Annotated in this window: 17 protein-coding genes; 13 read left to right on the forward strand and 4 right to left on the reverse strand. The window is 54.3% G+C overall.

The window, feature by feature from the left end:
• The first annotated feature begins 359 nt into the window (after positions 1 to 359).
• The 13 genes from coxB (at position 360) to FTO74_RS10015 (ending at position 15315) form a co-directional block, all read left to right on the forward strand.
• Positions 360 to 1403 (forward strand): cytochrome c oxidase subunit II, encoded by a 1044-nt coding sequence (coxB, locus tag FTO74_RS09955; protein WP_345932762.1) that lies wholly within the window; start codon positions 360 to 362, stop codon positions 1401 to 1403.
• Between the two features lie 41 nt (positions 1404 to 1444).
• Positions 1445 to 3112, forward strand: a complete 1668-nt coding sequence (gene ctaD, locus FTO74_RS09960; RefSeq protein WP_255462633.1) for a cytochrome c oxidase subunit I — start codon at positions 1445 to 1447, stop codon at positions 3110 to 3112.
• Entirely contained in the window at positions 3112 to 3714 is a 603-nt protein-coding gene (locus tag FTO74_RS09965) for a cytochrome c oxidase subunit 3 (RefSeq protein ID WP_162538011.1), read from the forward strand. Before ctaD ends, FTO74_RS09965 begins: the two co-directional genes overlap by 1 nt.
• An 18-nt stretch (positions 3715 to 3732) precedes the next feature.
• Complete coding sequence (locus FTO74_RS09970; protein ID WP_162538012.1) at positions 3733 to 4587, forward strand: hypothetical protein; 855 nt, start codon at positions 3733 to 3735, stop codon at positions 4585 to 4587.
• Positions 4584 to 5333 carry a c-type cytochrome gene (locus FTO74_RS09975; RefSeq protein ID WP_162538013.1) on the forward strand — a complete coding sequence of 250 codons (750 nt, stop codon included), beginning with the start codon at positions 4584 to 4586 and terminating at the stop codon, positions 5331 to 5333. Before FTO74_RS09970 ends, FTO74_RS09975 begins: the two co-directional genes overlap by 4 nt.
• 40 nt (positions 5334 to 5373) lie before the next feature.
• Positions 5374 to 6033: a Rieske 2Fe-2S domain-containing protein gene (locus tag FTO74_RS09980; protein ID WP_162538014.1), complete on the forward strand. Its 660-nt coding sequence runs from the start codon at positions 5374 to 5376 to the stop codon at positions 6031 to 6033.
• Positions 6021 to 7520 carry a cytochrome b N-terminal domain-containing protein gene (locus FTO74_RS09985; RefSeq protein WP_162538015.1) on the forward strand — a complete coding sequence of 500 codons (1500 nt, stop codon included), beginning with the start codon at positions 6021 to 6023 and terminating at the stop codon, positions 7518 to 7520. The genes FTO74_RS09980 and FTO74_RS09985 overlap by 13 nt, the downstream gene beginning before the upstream one ends.
• Before the next feature lie 16 nt (positions 7521 to 7536).
• Positions 7537 to 8376, forward strand: a complete 840-nt coding sequence (locus FTO74_RS09990) for a cytochrome c oxidase assembly protein (RefSeq protein ID WP_162538016.1) — start codon at positions 7537 to 7539, stop codon at positions 8374 to 8376.
• An 869-nt stretch (positions 8377 to 9245) separates the two neighbouring features.
• On the forward strand, positions 9246 to 12257 hold the full coding sequence (fdhF, locus tag FTO74_RS09995) for a formate dehydrogenase subunit alpha (protein ID WP_162538017.1): 3012 nt from the start codon (positions 9246 to 9248) through the stop codon (positions 12255 to 12257).
• Between the two features lie 21 nt (positions 12258 to 12278).
• On the forward strand, positions 12279 to 12737 hold the full coding sequence (locus tag FTO74_RS10000) for a hypothetical protein (protein WP_162538018.1): 459 nt from the start codon (positions 12279 to 12281) through the stop codon (positions 12735 to 12737).
• A 51-nt stretch (positions 12738 to 12788) separates the two neighbouring features.
• Positions 12789 to 13739 carry a formate dehydrogenase accessory sulfurtransferase FdhD gene (gene fdhD, locus FTO74_RS10005; RefSeq protein ID WP_162538019.1) on the forward strand — a complete coding sequence of 317 codons (951 nt, stop codon included), beginning with the start codon at positions 12789 to 12791 and terminating at the stop codon, positions 13737 to 13739.
• Between the two features lie 140 nt (positions 13740 to 13879).
• Positions 13880 to 14128 carry a hypothetical protein gene (locus FTO74_RS19740; protein WP_255462169.1) on the forward strand — a complete coding sequence of 83 codons (249 nt, stop codon included), beginning with the start codon at positions 13880 to 13882 and terminating at the stop codon, positions 14126 to 14128.
• 497 nt (positions 14129 to 14625) lie between these two features.
• Positions 14626 to 15315, forward strand: coding sequence for a MarC family protein (locus tag FTO74_RS10015; RefSeq protein WP_162538021.1), 690 nt, complete (start codon positions 14626 to 14628; stop codon positions 15313 to 15315).
• 595 nt (positions 15316 to 15910) lie between these two features.
• Here FTO74_RS10015 and FTO74_RS10020 read toward each other — a convergent pair.
• From FTO74_RS10020 to FTO74_RS10035, 4 genes are all read right to left on the reverse strand, one after another.
• A complete protein-coding gene (locus tag FTO74_RS10020) occupies positions 15911 to 16534 on the reverse strand; it encodes a sigma-70 family RNA polymerase sigma factor (RefSeq protein WP_162538022.1) in 624 nt (207 codons plus the stop codon).
• Between the two features lie 791 nt (positions 16535 to 17325).
• The gene (locus FTO74_RS10025) at positions 17326 to 17757 is read right to left on the reverse strand and encodes a carboxymuconolactone decarboxylase family protein (protein WP_162538023.1); all 432 of its coding nucleotides are present in this window, start codon (positions 17755 to 17757) and stop codon (positions 17326 to 17328) included.
• A gap of 89 nt (positions 17758 to 17846) precedes the next feature.
• Positions 17847 to 19274: an aldehyde dehydrogenase family protein gene (locus tag FTO74_RS10030; protein ID WP_162538024.1), complete on the reverse strand. Its 1428-nt coding sequence runs from the start codon at positions 19272 to 19274 to the stop codon at positions 17847 to 17849.
• Positions 19271 to 20155, reverse strand: a complete 885-nt coding sequence (locus FTO74_RS10035) for an SDR family NAD(P)-dependent oxidoreductase (RefSeq protein ID WP_162538025.1) — start codon at positions 20153 to 20155, stop codon at positions 19271 to 19273. Before FTO74_RS10035 ends, FTO74_RS10030 begins: the two co-directional genes overlap by 4 nt.
• Positions 20156 to 20159 lie beyond the last annotated feature (4 nt).

Genomic DNA, 20159 nt, shown 5'->3' on the forward strand with positions numbered 1-20159 from the left:
AGCTGGATGAAACTGTCGGAGACTTCAAATATCTGTTTGAATGCGAGAGCGAATCGGACGAACTTCGGCCACCCGATTCACGCTGTCCACACATTGTCAATATATATAAAACGATAGTTGTGGATCACCATCGGCGACTAATACAATGGGCGTCTAGAACCTATGGCACTCTCTCGATCCAGTGCCAAAAAGAGAAGATGAGATCTCGTCGACGATGTCGTATCTCGATCTTGCTCTCCATCCGATCGGTGGAGAGCTTTGGCTGGGTGATCACATCGAAGTAGCTAAACCGTTGCTCAAGCTGGCGCACCAAGGGTGATATCGCATTGTCTTTCGCTGATCGATTTCGGATGCCGAGTTTGAAATGCATCGTCAACTTAGTCCTTAATTTGGCGCTATGGTTGACGTGGGGTGCTCTCCCAGCAGGGACGGCGGCGGCGCAATCACCTACCAGTATTTTCTCTCCAGCAGGGACGCCAGCCCGGTCAACCGTGCAGCTTTCAATGCTGGTTCTTTCGGTTACCTTCGCGATCTTCGTCACAGTTGCCGGACTGCTCGTATATGCTTTGGTTCGCTATCGCCGTCGTCCTACCGACGACGGGCACGAACCGCCGCAGATCTATGGAAGTAACCAGATTGAGCTATCCTGGACGGTCATCCCTGTTCTTATCGTGACCACATTGTTTCTCGCGACGACCAGAGTCATTTTGAGTACCGAAGCGGTTCCCAAACCAGCAAGCGCAATGAATGTAACAGTGATCGGCCATCAATTTTGGTGGGAGTACCGCTATCCTGGCCTTGGCGTTGTTACGGCTAACGAACTCCATGTTCCTGTCAGTAGCCCGAAGACGCCTACTCCAACCTACCTTACGATGTCCTCCGCGGATGTCGCGCACAGCTTTTGGGTGCCTCGCCTTGCCGGGAAGATGGACGTAATCCCTAACCGCGTGAACGTGATGTGGATCGATCCTCAGCAGGCGGGTATTTACCTGGGCCAGTGTGCACAGTATTGCGGCACGCAGCACGCAAAGATGCTGCTGAGGGTATACGCCGACTCACCTTCCGATTTCGCGGCCTGGGCAAAACACCAACTGGAACCCGGCCGCACTGATTTCTCCGATGATCCCGTAGCGGCAGAAGGCCAGAAGGTCTTCATGCACAACGCCTGCATTAATTGCCACGCAGTGACCGGAACGCCGGCGACTGGTCGTTACGGGCCTGATCTCACCCATTTTGCGAGCCGTGACACACTTGCCTCTGGAGCGATCGAAAACAATCCAGAAAATCTCCGCAAATGGATCAATGATCCCAACTCGATGAAGCCTGGCTCCTTGATGCCCGCGATGCACCTCAACGATCATGACCTCGGTGTCGTGACAACATATTTATCGCGGTTGAAGTGAATGAATAGGGAAAGGAGCGCCACTTGACGACAACTCCGGCAATCCAGGCGATAGACGAGACGACGGCCTCACAAGATCGCCGCGCCCCAGTTAGCATTATTTACGAGTGGTTAACTACGGTCGATCACAAGAAGATCGGGTTGATGTATATCGCGTTTGCGCTGTTCTTCCTCTTAGTAGGCGGGGTGGAGGCCCTACTGATCCGGATTCAGTTGATGGTCCCGAACAATCATTTTCTTTCGCCACAAGTCTTCAACCGGCTATTTACCATGCACGGGACGACGATGGTGTTCTTCGCTGGTATGCCGATCCTGTTTGGATTCGGAAATTATCTCGTCCCGCTAATGATAGGTGCTCGCGATATGGCGTTTCCGAAGCTGAACGCGTTCAGCTTCTGGATTTCGGCATTTGGGGGGATTCTTCTCTATTTCAGCTATTTCGGTGGGAGCGGTCTCTACGCAGCAGGCACCGCACCGGACGTTGGCTGGTTTGCATACGCGCCCTTGACCTCCAAGGTCTTCTCTCCGGGCCATAGCACCGACTACTGGAGTCTCTCTCTATTTCTTAGTGGCATCGGCTCGATCGGCACAGCTCTTAACATCGTGACGACTATCCTCTGCATGCGTTGCAAGGGAATGACGATGACTCGTCTCCCTTTATTGCCGTGGCTGTATTTGGTCACATCCGGGCTCGTGTTTGTGGCTGTCGGCCCTTTATCCGCCGCTCAGATCATGCTCACGCTCGATCGTTATCTTGGCGCACACTTTTTCGACACCCAGGCGGGCGGCTCGGCTGTGCTCTGGATGCATTTTTTCTGGATCTTCGGACACCCGGAGGTCTACATCCTGGTGTTGCCGGCGTTCGCGTTCGCCAACGAGATTATACCCGTGTTCTCACGTAAGGCCATGTTTGGCTATCCGGCGATGGTGGCGGCATCGGTGGCCATCGGCTTTGTGAGCCTGAGCGTATGGGCTCATCATATGTTTACGGTCGGGATGGGGCCAGCGGGCAACACGTTTTTCGTGTTTGCGACCATGGTCATATCGGTTCCCACCGGTATCAAAATTTTCAATTGGCTGGCCACAATCTGGGGCGGAAAGATCAGTTTTGCCGTCCCTATGCTGTTCTGTATTGGGTTCCTCTTCCAATTTCTTGTCGCCGGCTTGACGGGAATCATGCTCTCCGCCGCCCCGTTCAATTGGCAGCTCAACAACTCTTATTTTGTTGTGGCGCACTTTCATTACGTACTCGTCGGAGCCATTCTCTTCGCTCTTTTCGGAGCCTTCTACTATTGGTATCCCAAGGTGACGGGCAAGCTGATGAATGAGACGTTAGGTAAATGGCATTTCTGGTTGATGGTCGTCGGCTTCCACCTCACCTTCGATTTCATGCACATCCCTGGCATCCTTGGAATGCCGCGTCGCATTTACACCTACGAAGCGAACCGAGGATGGCAGGGATGGAACATGATCGTGGGAGTGGGTGGAGTGATCCAGGCGGTCGCGATCCTATGCTTTGTCTACAATCTCATCTCTTCTTACCGCCACGGCGAAGATGCCGGGACCGACCCCTGGGATGCGTGGACCCTGGAGTGGGCGACTCAGTCCCCTCCTCCGTCCTATAACTTTGCCATCGAGCCAACAGTCGCTAGCCGGCGACCGCTTTGGGATCTGAAGCACCCAGAAGATCCAGATTCGGACTACGAGTGATGAGCACGCCTGTGAGTGGAGTTCCAATCAACCAATCCGAGATCGAATGGAGATTGCCGTACCGCGGAACCATCGGTATGGGCTGCCTGATTCTGGCCGAGTCGGCAGTGTTCATCATCTTCGTCGTTGCCTATGTCTATTACTTAGGCAAGAGCCTCAATGGCCCCACACCGTCACAGGTGCTCGAACTTCCGATTCTGGGCACGATTTGCCTTCTTTCCAGTAGTGTTACCGCTCATCTTGCCGTAAGCGCGCTACGGAAGGGCAACCTGCGAAGCTGCACAGCGAATCTGGCAGGGACAGTACTTCTGGGCCTCATCTTTCTTTGCACTACTGCACGCGAGTGGTACCACCTGATCCACGATGAGCATTTGACAATAAAGACCAACCTGTTTGGAACCACTTACTACGCGCTCGTTGGACTTCACGCCACACACGTCGTCATCGGTCTGGTTCTACTCTTCACTGCGTTCGTTTTCGCATTGGCTGGACGAGTCAAGGAAGAGCATCTTGAGAAGCTCGACGTCCTCTCTATCTATTGGCACTTTGTTGATGCGGTCTGGGTGGTCGTGTTTTTGGTCGTCTACGTTCTGGGCAGATAGATAGAAAGGAGGAGAACGATGCTGGAAGAGAGTATCCCGAAGTCTCCCGAGGAAGTCTCTGGGACGATTGCGATGCCTGCGCCCTCGGCGTGGCCGATGGTACTGGCGCTCGGGCTTTCATTGATCGTTGCCGGAATGGTGACGCATTGGCTTGTCAGCCTCCTTGGCTTGATTCTGGCCGGACGCGCAATCGTCGGATGGTTCCAAAGCGATTTCCCCCATGAGAAGCATGTCTTGGAACCAGTCGACTATACGGTGGTCGAGATCACCAGTTCCCGCTCCACGCGCATTCAACTTCCGATTGGAACGAACCACCGGAAGCTTCTTCCGATTGAGACATTCAGCATCACGGCGGGCATCAAGGGAGGCATCGTAGGAGGAATTGCGATGATTGTGCCCGCTACCCTCTACGGAGTTCTCCGCTATCACAGCATTTGGTACGCGGCTAACCTTCTTGCAGCTGGAGGCTTTGTCAGCTGGGCTGGAGAAACGAACGCGTTTCTGGGTGAGTTCCATTTGCGCGGTTTACTTGCCGCGGCTGGTATCCATAGTTTTGTCTCGGTACTTGTCGGCCTTCTCTATGGGGCTATGTTGCCAATGTTCCCCAGAAAGCCGATCCTGACTGCCGGCTTCTTCGCTCCTCTTCTCTGGACGAGCATTCTCTACGAGGCACTCGACATCATCAGTCCTATTCTCAATCAACGAATCGATTGGGTGTGGTTCATCGCGTCCCAAGTCGCCTTCGGGCTGGTCTGCGGGTACATTGTGAACCTGCAGGTCAAAGTGAGAACTCCACAATTTCAGGCTCTGCCGTTCTCAGTCCGCGCAGGCATTCAGAGTGATAGCTCCACGACGAAAGACGATGCCCAATGAACTCGAAGCAAAATCTCGTTTTTCGTGCCGCGATGGTCTTTCTGGTCTGTAGCGTCGCTGGCCTGAATGGATGTAAGCGTATCCATGGACGGCCCGGCCCTGACCCGGAGGTTCCGCGACCCGAGCAGGTACTCTCCTTTGACGTCCTCTATAAACAGAACTGCGCGGCTTGTCACGGAGAGAACGGTCAGCATGGAGCCTCCCTTGCCCTCAATAACCCCGTCTACCTCGCAGTCGCAAGGGAGGAAAATCTTCGCAATGTGATCGCGAAGGGAGCCCCCTCGACCTTGATGCCTCCCTTTGCTATCGGCTCCGGAGGAACGTTGACGGATCAGCAGGTCGGCATCCTTACGCGGGGAATGGTTGAGCGATGGAGCACTCCGGCGATTTCCCTGCAGACTCCCCCGCCCTATAGAAGTGAGCTACAAGGCGATGCTCAAAGAGGACATCAGGCGTTTGCCTCCTTTTGTTCCCGATGCCATGGAGCATCCGGAGAAGGCGGGTCCATTCCAGAGATGCCCGCTGCGGGCAAGGTCGGGTCGATCGTCGATCCTGCGTATTTGGCTCTGATGAGCGATCAAGGACTAAGGAGCATCGTGATTGCCGGGCGATCGGATGAAGGCATGCCTGATTGGCGTTCGGATGGAGCTCAGGCCATGACGGATCAGCAGATCACCGACATCCTGAGTTGGCTCGCGTCGCAACGTGTCGCAGATCCAGGTCAACCGTACCGTTCGCACCCGTAAACCAGAAAGACATGATATTTCGCAGAGGAGTTGCATCCAGATGACCGAGAACGATCCACTTCACCCAACCGCCATCGTGGCGGGTCCAGACCCCGCGAAGGCTGCTGGACATTCACGGCGCGTCTTCCTGTTCAAGCTCGCTCTCGTTGTAAACGGTGCTGTCGGAGCGGTGTTGGCAATTCCGCTCGTTGGCTATCTTCTCGGGCCTGCCCTGAAGAAGGCCGGCAGTAGCAACTCCTGGATCGATCTTGGTCCTATCACCAACTTCCCCGAAGGGGAGACCCGGCTTGTGAACTTTCGTAATCCGGTGACCACGGAGTGGGACGGCCAAACCGGAGATATTCCGTGCTGGGTTCGCAGGGTATCTGCTGACAAGTTTCAGGTCTTCGCGATCAACTGCGCCCATCTCGGGTGCCCCGTTCGCTGGTTTGCTCAGTCCAAGCTCTTTATGTGCCCCTGCCACGGCGGAGCCTACTACGAGGACGGGTCGCGAGCCTCAGGCCCTCCCGAACGAGGTCTCTTCGAGTATGACCATCGGCTCAAGGGTGGTCAGCTGCTCATCAGTGCTGGCAAGATGCCCACACTAGCGACTCAGTCGAGAATGGAAACGCCTCTAACGCAGATCGAAGGGGTTTGCGTCGGATCTAAGCTCGCGACCATGGATAAGCCAGAGCCGAGGTGCGGATCATGCCAGACCTAAAGCAGAGTTCTATCAATATCTACAACTGGTTCGAACGAAGGCTCGGATTAGGCGGCCCGATCATCGAAGCCGCCGAGCATGAGGTTCCAGCAAATACCTCGAGCTGGTGGTACGTCTTTGGCAGCGCGGCGACCGTCGTGCTCGTTCTTCAGGTCATGACCGGCATTATGCTGGCGCTCGTATATGCTCCGACCGCTGGGCACGCATGGAGTAGCCTTCAGTTTCTCGATCACAATGTCCGGCTCGGATGGTTCCTGCGCGCTATGCACGGCTGGGGATCGGATTTCATGATCGCTATCGTCCTGATCCATATGGCGCAGGTGTTTCTATTCGGGGCTTATAAGTTTCCCCGAGAACTCACCTGGATCATTGGAGTGTTCCTTCTTCTTTTGACATTGGGGATGGCCTTTACAGGGCAGGTACTGCGCTTCGATCAAGATGCCTATTGGGGACTAGGTATCGGCGCATCGATCGCCAGCCGGGTGCCGTTCGTTGGAGGATGGCTGGTAGACCTCATGCTCGGCGGACCGATCATCGCGGGGCCCACGCTCTCGCGGTTCTTCGCACTCCACGTGTTCGTGATTCCGGGCATCCTGCTCGCATGCGTCGGTCTTCATGTCTGGATGGTGTTGCGGTTAGGAATCAATGACTGGCCGATGCCAGGACGTCTGGTCAAGAAATCCACCTATGAGCGCGAGTATCACGAGCTCACCGAGAAAACAGGCATTCCGTTTGTCCCCGATGCGGCGTGGAAAGACGCGATCTTTGCTGCGGCCATTATGTTGTCGGTCATCGCGTGCGCGTTGTGGTTTGGGCCCTTTGGGCCAACCGGACAGCCGGACCCCACGATCATCGAGACTGCTCCGAAACCTGATTTCGCGTTTCTTTGGATCTACGCCGTGTTGGCGTATCTTCCGCCCAGTCTTGAAACACCGGTACTCTTCATCGCACCTGTTCTCGGTATCGGAGCCATGCTTCTGCTACCGCTAGTCTCGGGTGAAGGAGAGAAGCATTGGTCCCGAAGGCCTGTAGCAGTACTTATGGTTGCGGTAATCGCTGTCACTCTGGGAGCCTTCACGCGTCTCGGCACATACACTCCGTGGAGTCCTGTGATGAATGCCTGGAGCAGCCTCTCTACCCCGGCGGCCTACCTCACGCACCGCACCCCACTCGAACGTGAGGGTGCGGTGGTTCTCCAGAACAAGCAGTGCCGAAATTGCCATTCAATCGGAGGAGAGGGTGGCCTTCGTGGTCCCGCTCTCGACACAATTGCATCCCGGATGACAGAGGACCAGATCATTCGGCAGGTGTTGCAAGGCGACGGAAACATGCCAGCCTATGGCAATGCGCTGAATCCATCTGAGACAACGGCTCTGGTTCGTTTTCTAATGACACTCCGCGACGACAATGTTCCTCCTGCGATCGACGCTTCTCGCCGCCTAGCTTCGTCGGGCACTGCACATCCCAATTCGCAGTCGACTCATTAAGGAGTAGCGCGGGACTATGTCTTCTGAGGTCCAAAACATCCTCCAGGAGTGGTCGCCTCCAATCTTTCTCTCGTCGACATTGCTGCTTTGCGCAGCCGTCTACATTCGCGGGTGGGCCCTGATCCGGAAGACGAGACTCACTCTGTTTCCTGCATGGAGACTTGGTTCCTTTCTGCTCGGTCTAGATATTATCTGGTTTGCCGTTGGTTCCCCGCTGGATGGGTTCGCCGATGCGATGCTTAGTGCCCACATGGTGGAACACCTCTTGCTGATGTCGTTCGTGCCGCCACTACTCCTGCTGGGAAACCCACAAGTTCCGATGCTGCGCGGCATGCATGGAAAAGTTACACGGTGGGTATTGGCACCAGTGTTGAGATCGCGCTTCCTGCGCCATCTCGGCCACTTTCTAACCAAACCTATTGTTGCCTGGTTAGGGATGAATTTAATGTTCCTGATATGGCATATCCCTACTGCTTACGACTTCGCATTAGAGCATGAGGGGTGGCACATCTTTGAACACGTCTGTTTCCTTGCCACATCGATCCTGTTTTGGTGGCCGCTTATTCGTCCATGGCCCACAGACGCTCATTACCCGGGATGGCACATGCTGCCGTATTTGGTGGGGGCGGACATCGTCAATACCGCGCTCTCCGCGTTTCTCGCATTCTGTGATCGGCCGGTCTACTCCTACTATCTGGAACAACCGAATCCATTCCATCTATCACCTTTGGGCGATCAGATGGCTGGTGCAGTGGTCATGTGGGTCGTTGGTTCGCTTGCGTTTCTGGTCCCGGCGGTATTCGTCACGATCAGGCTTCTACAACAGAACAAGACATCGAAACTTGCGTTTTCCTAACTACGTCTTAGGCCGGTCGAAACTATGAGCTACACCCAACGGCACCTCGACACGACGCACGCTCAGAATCGACCCCGCAGGTCACCCCCTACGGGAGCCTACGCTCGGAGTTGGAGCATCTATTTGGCTCAGCTCTTATCGTTCGCAAGCCGTTCACGGTCGCAGACCGCACGAACATCGAGCGCCTCAATTTCACTTTCGAGCCGCGTGCGACGGATAGCGTCTCCAAATCCCTGGTGGTTACCCAATTCAATTCCCCGAGCTAACTCTTCGAGTTGTTCGAGCTCCCGTTCGTCTTCTGCAAACCGTTTGCTGTCGGCAATTTATTCCTCGGACATATCGGTTTCCAATCTTCGAGAACTCTCGATTGTTTCTCTGTGCCACTGTTGCTCTATCGAATTTACCGCTTCGTTGCGGCCCTTGACACTACAGAAACATATAGTGCGCATCCTCGGCACGCCGCCACATGGTCCACATGAAAAAGGTGTAGACGCGAGAAACGGGAGTTATCTTCTGCACGCTCTTGAATTACGTTCCCGTTGCTGCTCAGCACAGCGTAAACAACTGACGGTGCGGCCAGCGCCGAGAGGAATCTTCTGTCGAACCACTATCGTTATATGGAAAATCCGAGGAACGCCGGTCCTGCGTTCCTCACAACGTCAGCATCGCAAGGAAACACGGTTGTATCATTGGATCGGGTACTTCCCTACCAAAATGATTACTTGAAGCAGGTCGCATTGCAGTGCAGTGGAATGGAGCATCGCTTCGCGAAGCCTCCTATAGCAGCGCCAGCAATACTTTTGCGGTAGCGTCTAACCGTATTGCATTTGAATGATGTATCAGAAGAATGATCTGAACGAGGAGCATCCATGAGCCAAGTAGAGACTGTCACTACCCGCAAAATAGATCCGCAGATTGGCCGCTCTCAAGTGGAGATATCTGTCGACGGTGAGACAGTCTCCGCTAGCGAGGGCGAGCTGCTGGTGGAAGCTGTCCTCCGACACAAAGAAATTCCGCACATCTGTTATCACTCTCCCCTCATGGGACCGATCCAGACTTGCGACACTTGCATGGTCGAAGTAGATGGGAAGCTCGTAAGATCGTGCGGGACGAAGGTCACGGCAGGCATGAAGGTCCTGGCAGAGTCGGCCCGTGCCAAAGACGCTCGGGCTGAAGCTTTCGATGTGATTCTCGGTAACCACATGCTCTACTGCACCGTCTGCGACAACAACAACGAGAACTGCAGGGTCCACAACACCGCCTTGGAGCTGAATGTTCAGCACCAGGAGCACCCATTTACGCCCAAGCCATATGAAGTAGATATGTCGAACCCCTTCTATCGGTACGATCCGAGCCAATGCATTCTCTGCGGGCAATGTGTGCAGGCATGTCAAACGGTTGAGGTGAACGAGACCCTATCCATCGGCTGGGAACTGGATCATCCACGAGTTCTCTGGGATGGTGGAATGCAGATAGCTGGGTCCAGTTGCGTCTCTTGCGGTCATTGCGTGACGGTCTGCCCTTGCAATGCATTGATGGAGAAGTCGATGCTCGGTGAGGCCGGATTTTTGAGTGGTATGCCGAAGGCTGCGCTCGACAAGTTGATCGACGTGGTAAAGGCTGTCGAACCGGAGATGGGTTACGGCGCAATTATGCAAGTCTCACAGACCGAGTCAAAGATGCGCGAAGAGCGCACCAAGCGCACTAAGACGGTCTGCACTTATTGCGGCGTCGGATGCAGCTATGACGTCTGGACAAAGGATCGAAAGATTCTCAAGATCGTTCCTCTACACGGTGATGCAAACCAGATCTCGACCTGTGTCAAAGGCAAGTTTGGATGGGATTTTGTTAACCATGAAGATCGCCTTCAGGCACCTCTGATCCGGGAAGGCAGTGGGTTCCGAGAAGCAACGTGGGACGAGGCCCTGAGCTTCATCTCGACAAAGTTGACCGGCATCAAAGAAAAGCACGGAGCCGATTCAATCGGCGTCATCGTGTCGTCGAAGACGACCAATGAAGATGGCTTCCTCATGCAGAAGCTGGCGAGAGCCGTGATCGGAACGAACAACGTCGACAACTGCTCTCGCTACTGCCAGTCTCCCGCTACGATGGGACTGTTTCGAACGGTCGGTTATGGTGGAGACTCCGGCTCCATTGAAGACATCGGTCGTTCCGCTTTGGTGATGATCGTTGGCGCGAACAGCGCGGAGAGTCACCCAGTGCTCGCGACTCGGGTCAAGCGCGCCCACAAGCTTCACGGACAGCGGTTGATCGTCGCCGATCCTCGAGCCAATGAGATGGCCGAACGCGCGGACATTTACTTCCGTCCTCGCCCCGGTACGGATCTGGTGTGGCTCTGTGCGATGAGCCGTTACATGTTCGATAACGGACATGCGAAATTGGAGTTCCTCGACAAATGGGTGAACGGCGTGGACGAGTATCGTAAGAGCCTCGAACCCTTCACGATGGAGTACGCATCGAGAATTTGCGAGATTCCCCTTGAAACACTGGAACGGATTGCACAAGAGATAGTAGCTGCCGAGACGATGTGCATTTTGTGGGCGATGGGCATCACCCAGCACATTGCAGCGTCTGACGGTTCGACGGCGATCTCGAATCTCCTTCTCGTCACTGGAAACTATATGCGGCCAGGCTGCGGCGCATACCCACTCCGCGGCCACAACAACGTCCAGGGCGCAAGCGATATCGGTGCCATGCCCAATAGCTATCCCGGATATCAGGACGTCACTGATCCAACCATCCGAGAAGAATATGAGAAGAGTTGGAACGTCAAGCTTTCGCCCAACCGTGGCCTCGACAACCATCAAATGGTCGAGGCAATCTACGAAGGAAAGCTCAAGGCTATTTATCTGGCTGGCGAGGACATGATTTCTGCCGATTCCAACGCCAATGTGGTCGCCGGGGCGTTCGAGAAGCTTGATCTCTTCGTCGTTCAGGATATTTTCTTCAGCGAGACCTGCCGATACGCTGATGTCGTGCTCCCTGGCGCCCCAGCGCTCGAGAAAGACGGGACATTTACGAACACCGAGCGACGAATTCAACGTCTTTATCAGGCTCTGCCGGAGATGGGCGACAGCAAGGCTGACTGGAAGATCACACAGGATATTGCCAATCGTCTCGGAGCAAACTGGAACTACAAACATCCGTCTGAAATTATGGACGAACTTGCCTCGTTGTCCCCTCTCTACCGAGGCGTGAACTATGAAAGGCTCGAGGGTTACAACACCCTCCAATGGCCAGTTGCAGAGGACGGAACTGATCAGCCAATTCTCTACCTGGACGGCTTCGCCTTTCCGGATAAGAAAGCAAGACTGTATCCAGTAGGGTTTCACGAGCCTACCGAAGCGTTGAATGATGAGTTCGATCTTTTCCTGAATAACGGAAGGCTTCTTGAGCATTTTCACGAGGGCAACATGACCTACCGGGTTTCTGGTATTCGAGAGGAAACACCCGAACGTTATCTCGAAATCTCAGAGGAGTTGGCAAAGGAACGCGGATTGGAATCAGGGCGCTGGGTACGGGTGACAAGCCGGCATGGGTCCCTGAAGATCAAGGTTCTGGTCACTTCTCGCGTCTACGGAAAACAGGTCTATCTTCCTCTATTGTCACGTGAAGGTCCCATCAACATTCTCACCGGATCTCAGGCGGATGCGGCAACGAACACACCCGCGTACAAGGAGACGGCAGTCAACATAAGGGTCCTTCCGGAACAGGGATCAAATCCTCTTCAACGGCACAACTTCCGATACTCAGGCAAGCCCACACCCCAACCAGGAGTAGAGGTGGAGCGCAAATGGAAGCGCAAGGACTATCGGATGCCCGGCTCCGAAACTCTTGTTCAGATTCAACCCCAGAAATAAGGGGAGAAAGGCAAGGACGATATGGCAGTAGCTGTCGATTTCCGCGAGTTCACTCCCCGCAATTCAAGGGAGGATCTTATCCGCAAGGTGGAGCACGCCCCCGTAGAGCATGCAGAGGCAGTCCTTGCCGCCTACGACTTACTGCAGCGTTTGCATGAGAAGGGGATCATCGACCTTCTGAATGGTCTTCTCAGCGCGGGCGATACCGTGGTCGACCACGTTGTCGATGTCGTCTCCTCGAAGGAGGCCGTCACCGCACTGCGAATTGGACTTATCTTCACAAACCTGCTCAGTTCCATCGACGCCGATAAGTTGCACGCAGTCATCGCGGACGCTGAGAACGAAACACCCTCCCTGCTGTCGATCGGGAAGCAAGCGACCTCGAAAGATGCCAGGCGGGGGATGGCTGCGGCTGTCGGACTGCTCAATGTATTCGGGGCTGCCCTGCGAACCGCCAACGAAGGCAAGAAGAAAAGTTAGCATAGCGTCATGCGACCAAGCTTTTCATCGGTTGCAATAAGAGCGGGCCAAATGGATACCTTTGGGGCAGAAACGAATCAGGACCGTGATATATCCGATGGCGATCATTCACTAGAAAGAGTAGTGATTGATCGAGTGGCTGGGATCTCCTCTCAGCAGGCCGAAGACTGCTTGGCAGCAGAAGAGCCGCTCGAGATTCAGCTTGACTACGGCCCTTCCGGCGCGAGAGCTTTGAAATCAATATCCGTGACAATGCGGACTCCCGGAAATGATTTTGAACTTGCTGTTGGTTTCCTGATGACCGAAGGAGTCGTTCAAGACGTGAACGACATCCGACGCATCTCCTATCCGCACAGGGGAGATGTTTCCGATTCTGTTGAGAGCGCTGACAGGAAAACCGCCCTTCCCTATCGTTCCAGGAACAATGTTGTCTTGATTGAATTGGAAACCGATGTGACAGTACCTCTTGCAACGCTTGAACGCAATTTCTACACGACCTCTAGTTGCGGCATTTGCGGCAAAGCGTCCCTATTGGCCTTGCAGACGGTATGTCCGCCGCGCAGGGAAAACACGACCACAATTCAGGTAGAGACGGTTTATACGCTGCCCAGTTCCCTGCGGAATGCCCAACGTGTCTTTGATCGAACTGGAGGTCTACACGGCGCCGGACTCTTCAGCCCTGAAGGGAAACTTCTTGGGCTGCGCGAGGACGTGGGAAGGCACAACGCCGTAGACAAGCTGCTTGGATCAGAGTTTTTGGCGGATCGCACTCCTCTTCGGCATAGGGTTCTCCTGCTCTCAGGTCGCGCCAGTTTCGAGTTATTGCAGAAAGCGCTGATGAGCGGGGTATCCATCGTGGCGGCTGTCGGTGCGCCTTCAAACTTAGCAGTGCAGGTGGCCAGGGAGTTCGACATCACTCTTATCGGATTTTTGCGTCAGGATCACTTCAATATCTATAACGGAGCAGCACGCGTCTTAGGACGCAGTACGGGGAATGGGTGAGTTTTATGAAACTAAGAATCAAGGGTAATTCTTTGCGCTTCCGAGTTTCTCGTTCAGAGCTAGGTCGGTTCCTCGCGGGTGAGGTGATCCGGGAGACCTCCCGATTTGCACCTGAACCAGAAGCGACACTAACTTACCAGTTGTCCTCTGTTGAGCAAGGTCCTGCTGTGCAGGTCCAGTACACGACTCGGACGATTGCTGTCATCCTCTCACGACAGCAGGCTCTCGACTGGTCCTCGGAGAACGAGGTCGGAGTCTATACGACGCTTGACATCGGCTCCGCCGGAACACTTGAGGTGGTTGTCGAGAAGGACTTCGCGTGTCTGGATCGCAGCGAGGCCGACAACACCGACACGTTTGCGAATCCTCTCGATGGAGCTACGTGCTGACTGTGCGTTTGGCGATCCGCTGACTGGGGCTGGTTTGCTTCGTCTCCATCCGAGTGAGCTAAACCTGCAGGACTCCAGATTAGGTCCGAGTCAACGCATGATCCTTCGTCGTTGTGAAAGTGTACCGCCCGATCTGGTACTTGATGCAGCGGAATGGTTCTGTAACCACCGCTCGGCTGGCCTCGACTATACAAAAGTATACTTGCCCCTCTCACTCCAGGTCTTTAGCATCTGCGTAGCGGTCCGGTCTCGCCAGAAGGTTGGTCGATCTGCTTCCCAAGCAAGTGAGAACTTCAAATAGCCACCGTGTACAAACTGAGGCCAGACGAGGTCTTGGGATATGCCCGCAGTATGTATCTGTCATCTCCTGGAGTTTAAGCCGAGGCTAGAATAAGCTCCGGATGCGAGTTTCGATCCGATCTGTCACCATTTGAAGCGACCCACGGGCGCCCATGAAAAAGATCGGAGACTTGCGCGATTGTCGACCGAGGTGAAAATTGAACGACCTTTTTAAGCACTTTTTTATAGGCTTCAGCGCCTTAATGCCTCTAGTCAATCCGCCGGGGTCAGCTCTTGAGTTTTTGGGTATTGTCGGTTATCAGTCCGACGAATCGTACAAAAGCCTGGCGCGAAAGATCGCGATCAGCACGGTCTGCTTCTTCGTTGTGGGTGGGCTTCTGGGCTCCTATATTTTGGAATTCTTTGGCATCTCTCTTGAGATTCTTCAGGTCGGCGGAGGGATTGTCGTCGCGGCCATGGGATGGTCGCTGCTCAACCAGCAAGGAAGCACAAAGGTAGAACAGAGCGACGACTTAAAAATAACCTCATCTCAAAAGAAAAATATCTCGTGGGAGTCTGGGGTCTTCTATCCGCTAACCTTCCCCGTGACGGCGGGCCCTGGGGGGCTGGCTGTCATGTTGACATTAAGCGCACAAGCAAGAGGCGGTTCGATCAGCGACAGGCTTCTTGCATATGCAGGATTGATGCTTGCGGTAGTTATCCTTGGCATACTTGTCTATGTCTGCTATGCATATGCCCCCAAGATCGCCAAAAGAATCTCACCGTCTACCGTGCGTGGAATTCTAAGGATCATCGCCTTTATTCTGCTTTGCATTGGTGTACAAATCGCCTGGAATGGTCTCCAGCATCTCTTGATTGGAGTGCTAACGAGTGTCGCTCATCGGTAAGTCAAGAGAGAGATTGGGACACTCAACAGAACAGCCCGATTTAGATGGATTTGTGCTCGTGCTCCGGCTTTCAGCGTCTCCAGACCCAATGGTTTGCGTTCAGAATTAGCCTCTTCGATTCCGCAAACACAACCTTAGGCTCCTTTCATCCCTGAGGAGAGGAGCCTAAAGTTGCACCCCGCCATTGATCAGCCTTTCGGCTAATCAGAATTGGCGCAGGTCTTGTGCTTACAGAGGCAGGCAATCTCTACCTCCCGCTTCCTGCAGTACCCCAACGAAAGGTAGACATGCGAGCCAGGTCCAATCTATTGGCCTATCGATAGCCTCCGGCCCGAATTGGGAATCGATCTGAATAAGCTGATTTCACCTCTTCCTCTTGGAATATGCGCCAGAGAGGACTGCCTCGAACGTCAGTTCCAAGAATTAGCAATGTCACCTATCCGGTGCGAGTTCAGCCCATGTCGAAATCTCGACTATGTCCGATGGTGAACCCACAAAATTCAAATAATCGGTATCGTTTAACTGGAAGCTTGGATATATCGAGTCATGACGCTGATTATTCTTGTTTCTGCATGTTTCAACCTTTCAGAACCGCTCACCGCTCGGCAAATTGTGTTTTCAGCAGTCTTCGAAGCTCTGCACGAGCTCGCACCAACCGGGATTTCACAGCTGCCACCGAGATGTTGAGGGCTAGAGAAACGTCACGGGCTGATCCGCCCGTCTGTTGAAGTTCAATGACGGAGCGGAGATGCGCGGGTAGGCGGCTGATCGCCTTGTGCAAGCTGGTGGCCCGTTCGTTATGAATATAGAACTCATATGGTCCCATCGTCTTGTCGGCAGGATCGAACATGATCCACGTATCCGTGTCGCCTCCTCCTATGTAGATCGACACTTCGGGATTTCTACGGCGCCGTCTGAGTACTGTAAGTGCGGAGTTGATCCCGATACGGGTGATCCAGCTCGAGAAAGTGGCTCGCTCATCGAAGCTGTTCAGTGCCCTGTATGCCCGGAAAAAGCAATCCTGGAGTGCATCCTCTGCGTCTGGCGGGCTTTTCACTATGCGATAAATTGCACGGTAAATCATAGGAGAACAGCGATCACAGAGTTCAACGAACGCGCGCTTATCTCCCGCCTTCGCCGCAGCCATGAGGATTTCGTATCCCGTGTCCGGGATCGAGTTGCTGCAGTCGATATTGGGCTCGCTGACGGTAACTTCCACATGCTCCCCCTAAACATCTGAGAATATCCTTGCAATTAGCCCTTGCGGCTTTGCGCTGGCATCTACGGAGAGAGCCATTCCGCATGGGCATCGCTCTTGATGCTTTCAAAATAACTACGGCGTAAAGTGGGCGCAATTATCACTTTGTATAGGTAGGGATTGGAAGAGACTAGCCAAGATGGTGGCTAGAGCTGAGATCGAGGCGTCTACCTGGCTCAGTAAAAGTCATGCGACGCAGTTTCAACTGTGAAAGGCCCAATCCCTCAACTTGCTTCACTTTGACCGAGATCGTACGGTCCAGATTCTGTAACTCGCCCTCGATAAACAGAAGCGTTCCATAAGTAATCACAGCACAATGGTGGCTCATAGAAGTCCGGAGTGAAAATCGCGTTCGCGGTCCCGCTTTTGTCTTCGAGCATCATAAAAACGAAGCCTTTGGCTGTTCAGGGGCGCTGTCGATCCTGTGACGCAAAATATCGGAAGAACATCGCCGTGCCAGCTATCTCAATCGTCGATTCACTCAAAGGCTTTCCCTACTCCTGCGTCAGAAGCTGTGAAAGCTGAAAGACCTGGGATTCAATAATCTCCGCTATTCTGTTCAATGCCTGTTACCGTTCGCTCAGCGGCCTGCGACTCCAGACGGGAAAGGCGGATTCGGCGCGGCGACAGCATCGTGGAGTTGTTTCACAGACGTGCGCGGGCAAGATGCAAACACTAGCCCAGTAGCAGGGTTGACGACATCCATTGACTGATCTTCATCGACCAGTCGCCCATCGATGAGAAGCCTTAAGCTAGACATTCGTTTCTTTCTCGCCTTTGGTTGAGGCGGCTTCGCTGACAACGACAAGCCCAAGCCTCTGCAACACTTCCGTTGCTGCACGTAGAGCGCTCCAGGCCGCCGGAAAGCCGGCATAGGCTGCGGACTGGAGAATTGCTTCTTCAATCTCACGAGCGCTCAGGCCATTGGTGACACCAATTTCGACATGGTTCCTTAGCTCGTCGGTTTGACGGAGGCCGATGAGGATACCGATGGTTACGAGGCTGCGCTGCTTCCGGTCAAGCCCTTCGCGGCCCCATACGCTGCTAAATACGTAATCCGTGGCATGTTGGATCAAGGCAGCGCCAAAGCTATCGCTCTCCATGCGTGCTTCCATCTCAGCCGCCCGCTCGGCTCCACGAAGCTCCGAGAATATCCGCAATCCATCTTGCTGTTTTTCCGTCATGGTGTGCCTTTCATGGATGGCCTATCGAGCGGAGCATAGTACGGCGACGGTTACGTGCCGTACTACGCTCCGCTCTTATAGAAGTCTACCTATCCCAAGACATCACCAAGCAGCGCCTTTGGCTCGACATATGCCTCGAAGCCAAACACTCCATACTCCCGTCCAATCCCCGACTGCTTGAAGCCGCCAAAAGGCGCTAAAGCATCGTGCCCAAGAAAATTGATGAGCACTCGTCCAGCTTCGATTTGTGATGCAACCCGATTTGCCCGTACGAGGTCTGTTCCGCTGACAAAGGCATGAAGGCCGTAGATCGTGTCATTCGCAATGGAAATCGCCTCTTCGTCGGTCTTGTAGGTGATCATGGAGATAACCGGCCCAAAGATCTCTTCCTGCGCGATCGTCATATCGTTGGTCACGTTGACGAAGACGGTGGGCTTCACAAAATTGCCGCCCTCCAAACCTTCCGGATGGCCAGGTCCCCCGATCAACACCTCTGCTCCGCCATCTATGCCGAGTTGGATGTAGTGCTGGACCCTCTCATATTGTTTTTTGCTCACCATCGGCCCGACGCTCGTGCCTTCCATGTGGGGAGGCCCGACCTTCACCTGCGCGACCGTTTCCTTGACCAGAGCCTTGATCTCCTCCGCACGGCTCTCCGGCACCAGCAGTCGCGTTCCGGCGATACAAGCCTGCCCGCTGTTTGCGAAGCCGGCAGCGACCGCCAAAGGAACGGCTCTGCTCAAATCGGCATCGTCCAAAATGATGTTGGGCGACTTTCCACCAAGCTCAAGAGTGACTCGCTTCATGGTGTCTACAGCCCCGCGCGCGATGATCTTGCCGACAACCGTCGAGCCCGTAAAGGAAATCTTGGAGATGTGAGGATTGCGAGTAATCTCTGCGCCGACCACGTCGCCTAAACCCGTGACAATGTTGAAGACACCAGGCGGCAATCCAGCCTTGTCCAGGCATTCGGTCAATAGCTGCACTTGGATACCGCTCATTTCGCTAGGCTTGATGACAGATGTGCAGCCTGTAGCGATCGCCATGGCAAGCTTGTTGCACACGAAACCGTAGGTAGAGTTCCAGGGCGTGATGATGCCAACAACTCCTACAGGCTCCAGCAGAACACGAGACTTGCCGACGCTGCGAACAAACTCGAACCCCTGCAGAGCCTCCTTCGCCGCGAGAAAGTTATTGGCGGCATCGAGAGTTGATCCTTTGGCGCGAGCTCTCGGGGCACCGTACTCTTCCATGACAGCGTCGATCAGCTCATCCGCGCGCTCCATCACGGCATCATGTAACTTTTGGAGGTAGTCACTGCGCTGCTGCTTGGTAGTCTTCGAAAACGACTTCAAAGCAGCCTTCGCAGCTGCAATCGCGTCTTGTGTGTCCTTCTCGTCGGCGAGAGTCAAGCGACCGATTACGGCATTGGTGGATGGGTTGATCAGATCGTATTGAGCCGTTCCGTGTGACGGTACGAACTTGCCATTGATGTAGTGGTTTGTTATCAACTTCATTTTGTTTTGTCTCCAAGGGCTAAGAATGTGTGAGACTCATCCGAGCTTCCATCTATCTCGGTAGCTTCGATGAGGCTCGACCATTGGTCGAGCTCTGTAAGGCTCGTCATGTAGCCTTCTTTCACGAACTGCTTGGCAAAGACTCCAAGAGGAAGGCGTAAAGGCGGCTCTTCCATGCGAGAGATCTCGAAGAGTACCTTCGCGGCTTTCGCCGGATCGCCGGGTTCGGTCCCGGTGTACGTCTTGATCCACTCCTTGAAGGCTCCGACCACCGGCTCATAGCTTTCCATCGGGGTGGCGAAACTCATCGATGCGCCTGCCCAGTCCGTGCGAAACCCGCCCGGTTCCACTATTGTCATCTTGATCCCTAGCGGTGCGATCTCCTGTGCCAGCACTTCGCTGAGACCCTCTACGGCAAACTTGGAGGCTGCATAGCCTGAAAGGCCCGCGGAACCGCGTCGTCCTCCGATAGAGGAGATCTGAATGATATGTCCCGAGCGTTGACTGCGGAACGTTGGAAGAACGGCCCGGCACATATTGACCACTCCGCCAAAGTTTGTCGTCATTTGGCCGCCGAATTCGTCTGGGGACATCTCCTCGAAGGCGCCAATCAGACCATAACCGGCATTGTTGACCAGCACATCCAGCCTTCCATAGCGCTTGATCGCTTGCCCGACAGCGGCTTGCGCCTGCTCGGGATTCGTCACGTCAAGCGCAACCAGGAGCAATCTATCAGCATATTTTTCAGTGAGACTTTGCAATTCGGCGACTTTACGTGCGGTGGCAACAACAACATCGCCCCGTTCAAGGATGCCTTCCACAATAGCTCTTCCAAGTCCGCGCGAACTTCCTGTGACAAGCCAAACGAGTCGTTCCGTCATATGG

The organism is Granulicella sp. WH15, from assembly GCF_009914315.1.
GTDB lineage: Bacteria > Acidobacteriota > Terriglobia > Terriglobales > Acidobacteriaceae > Edaphobacter.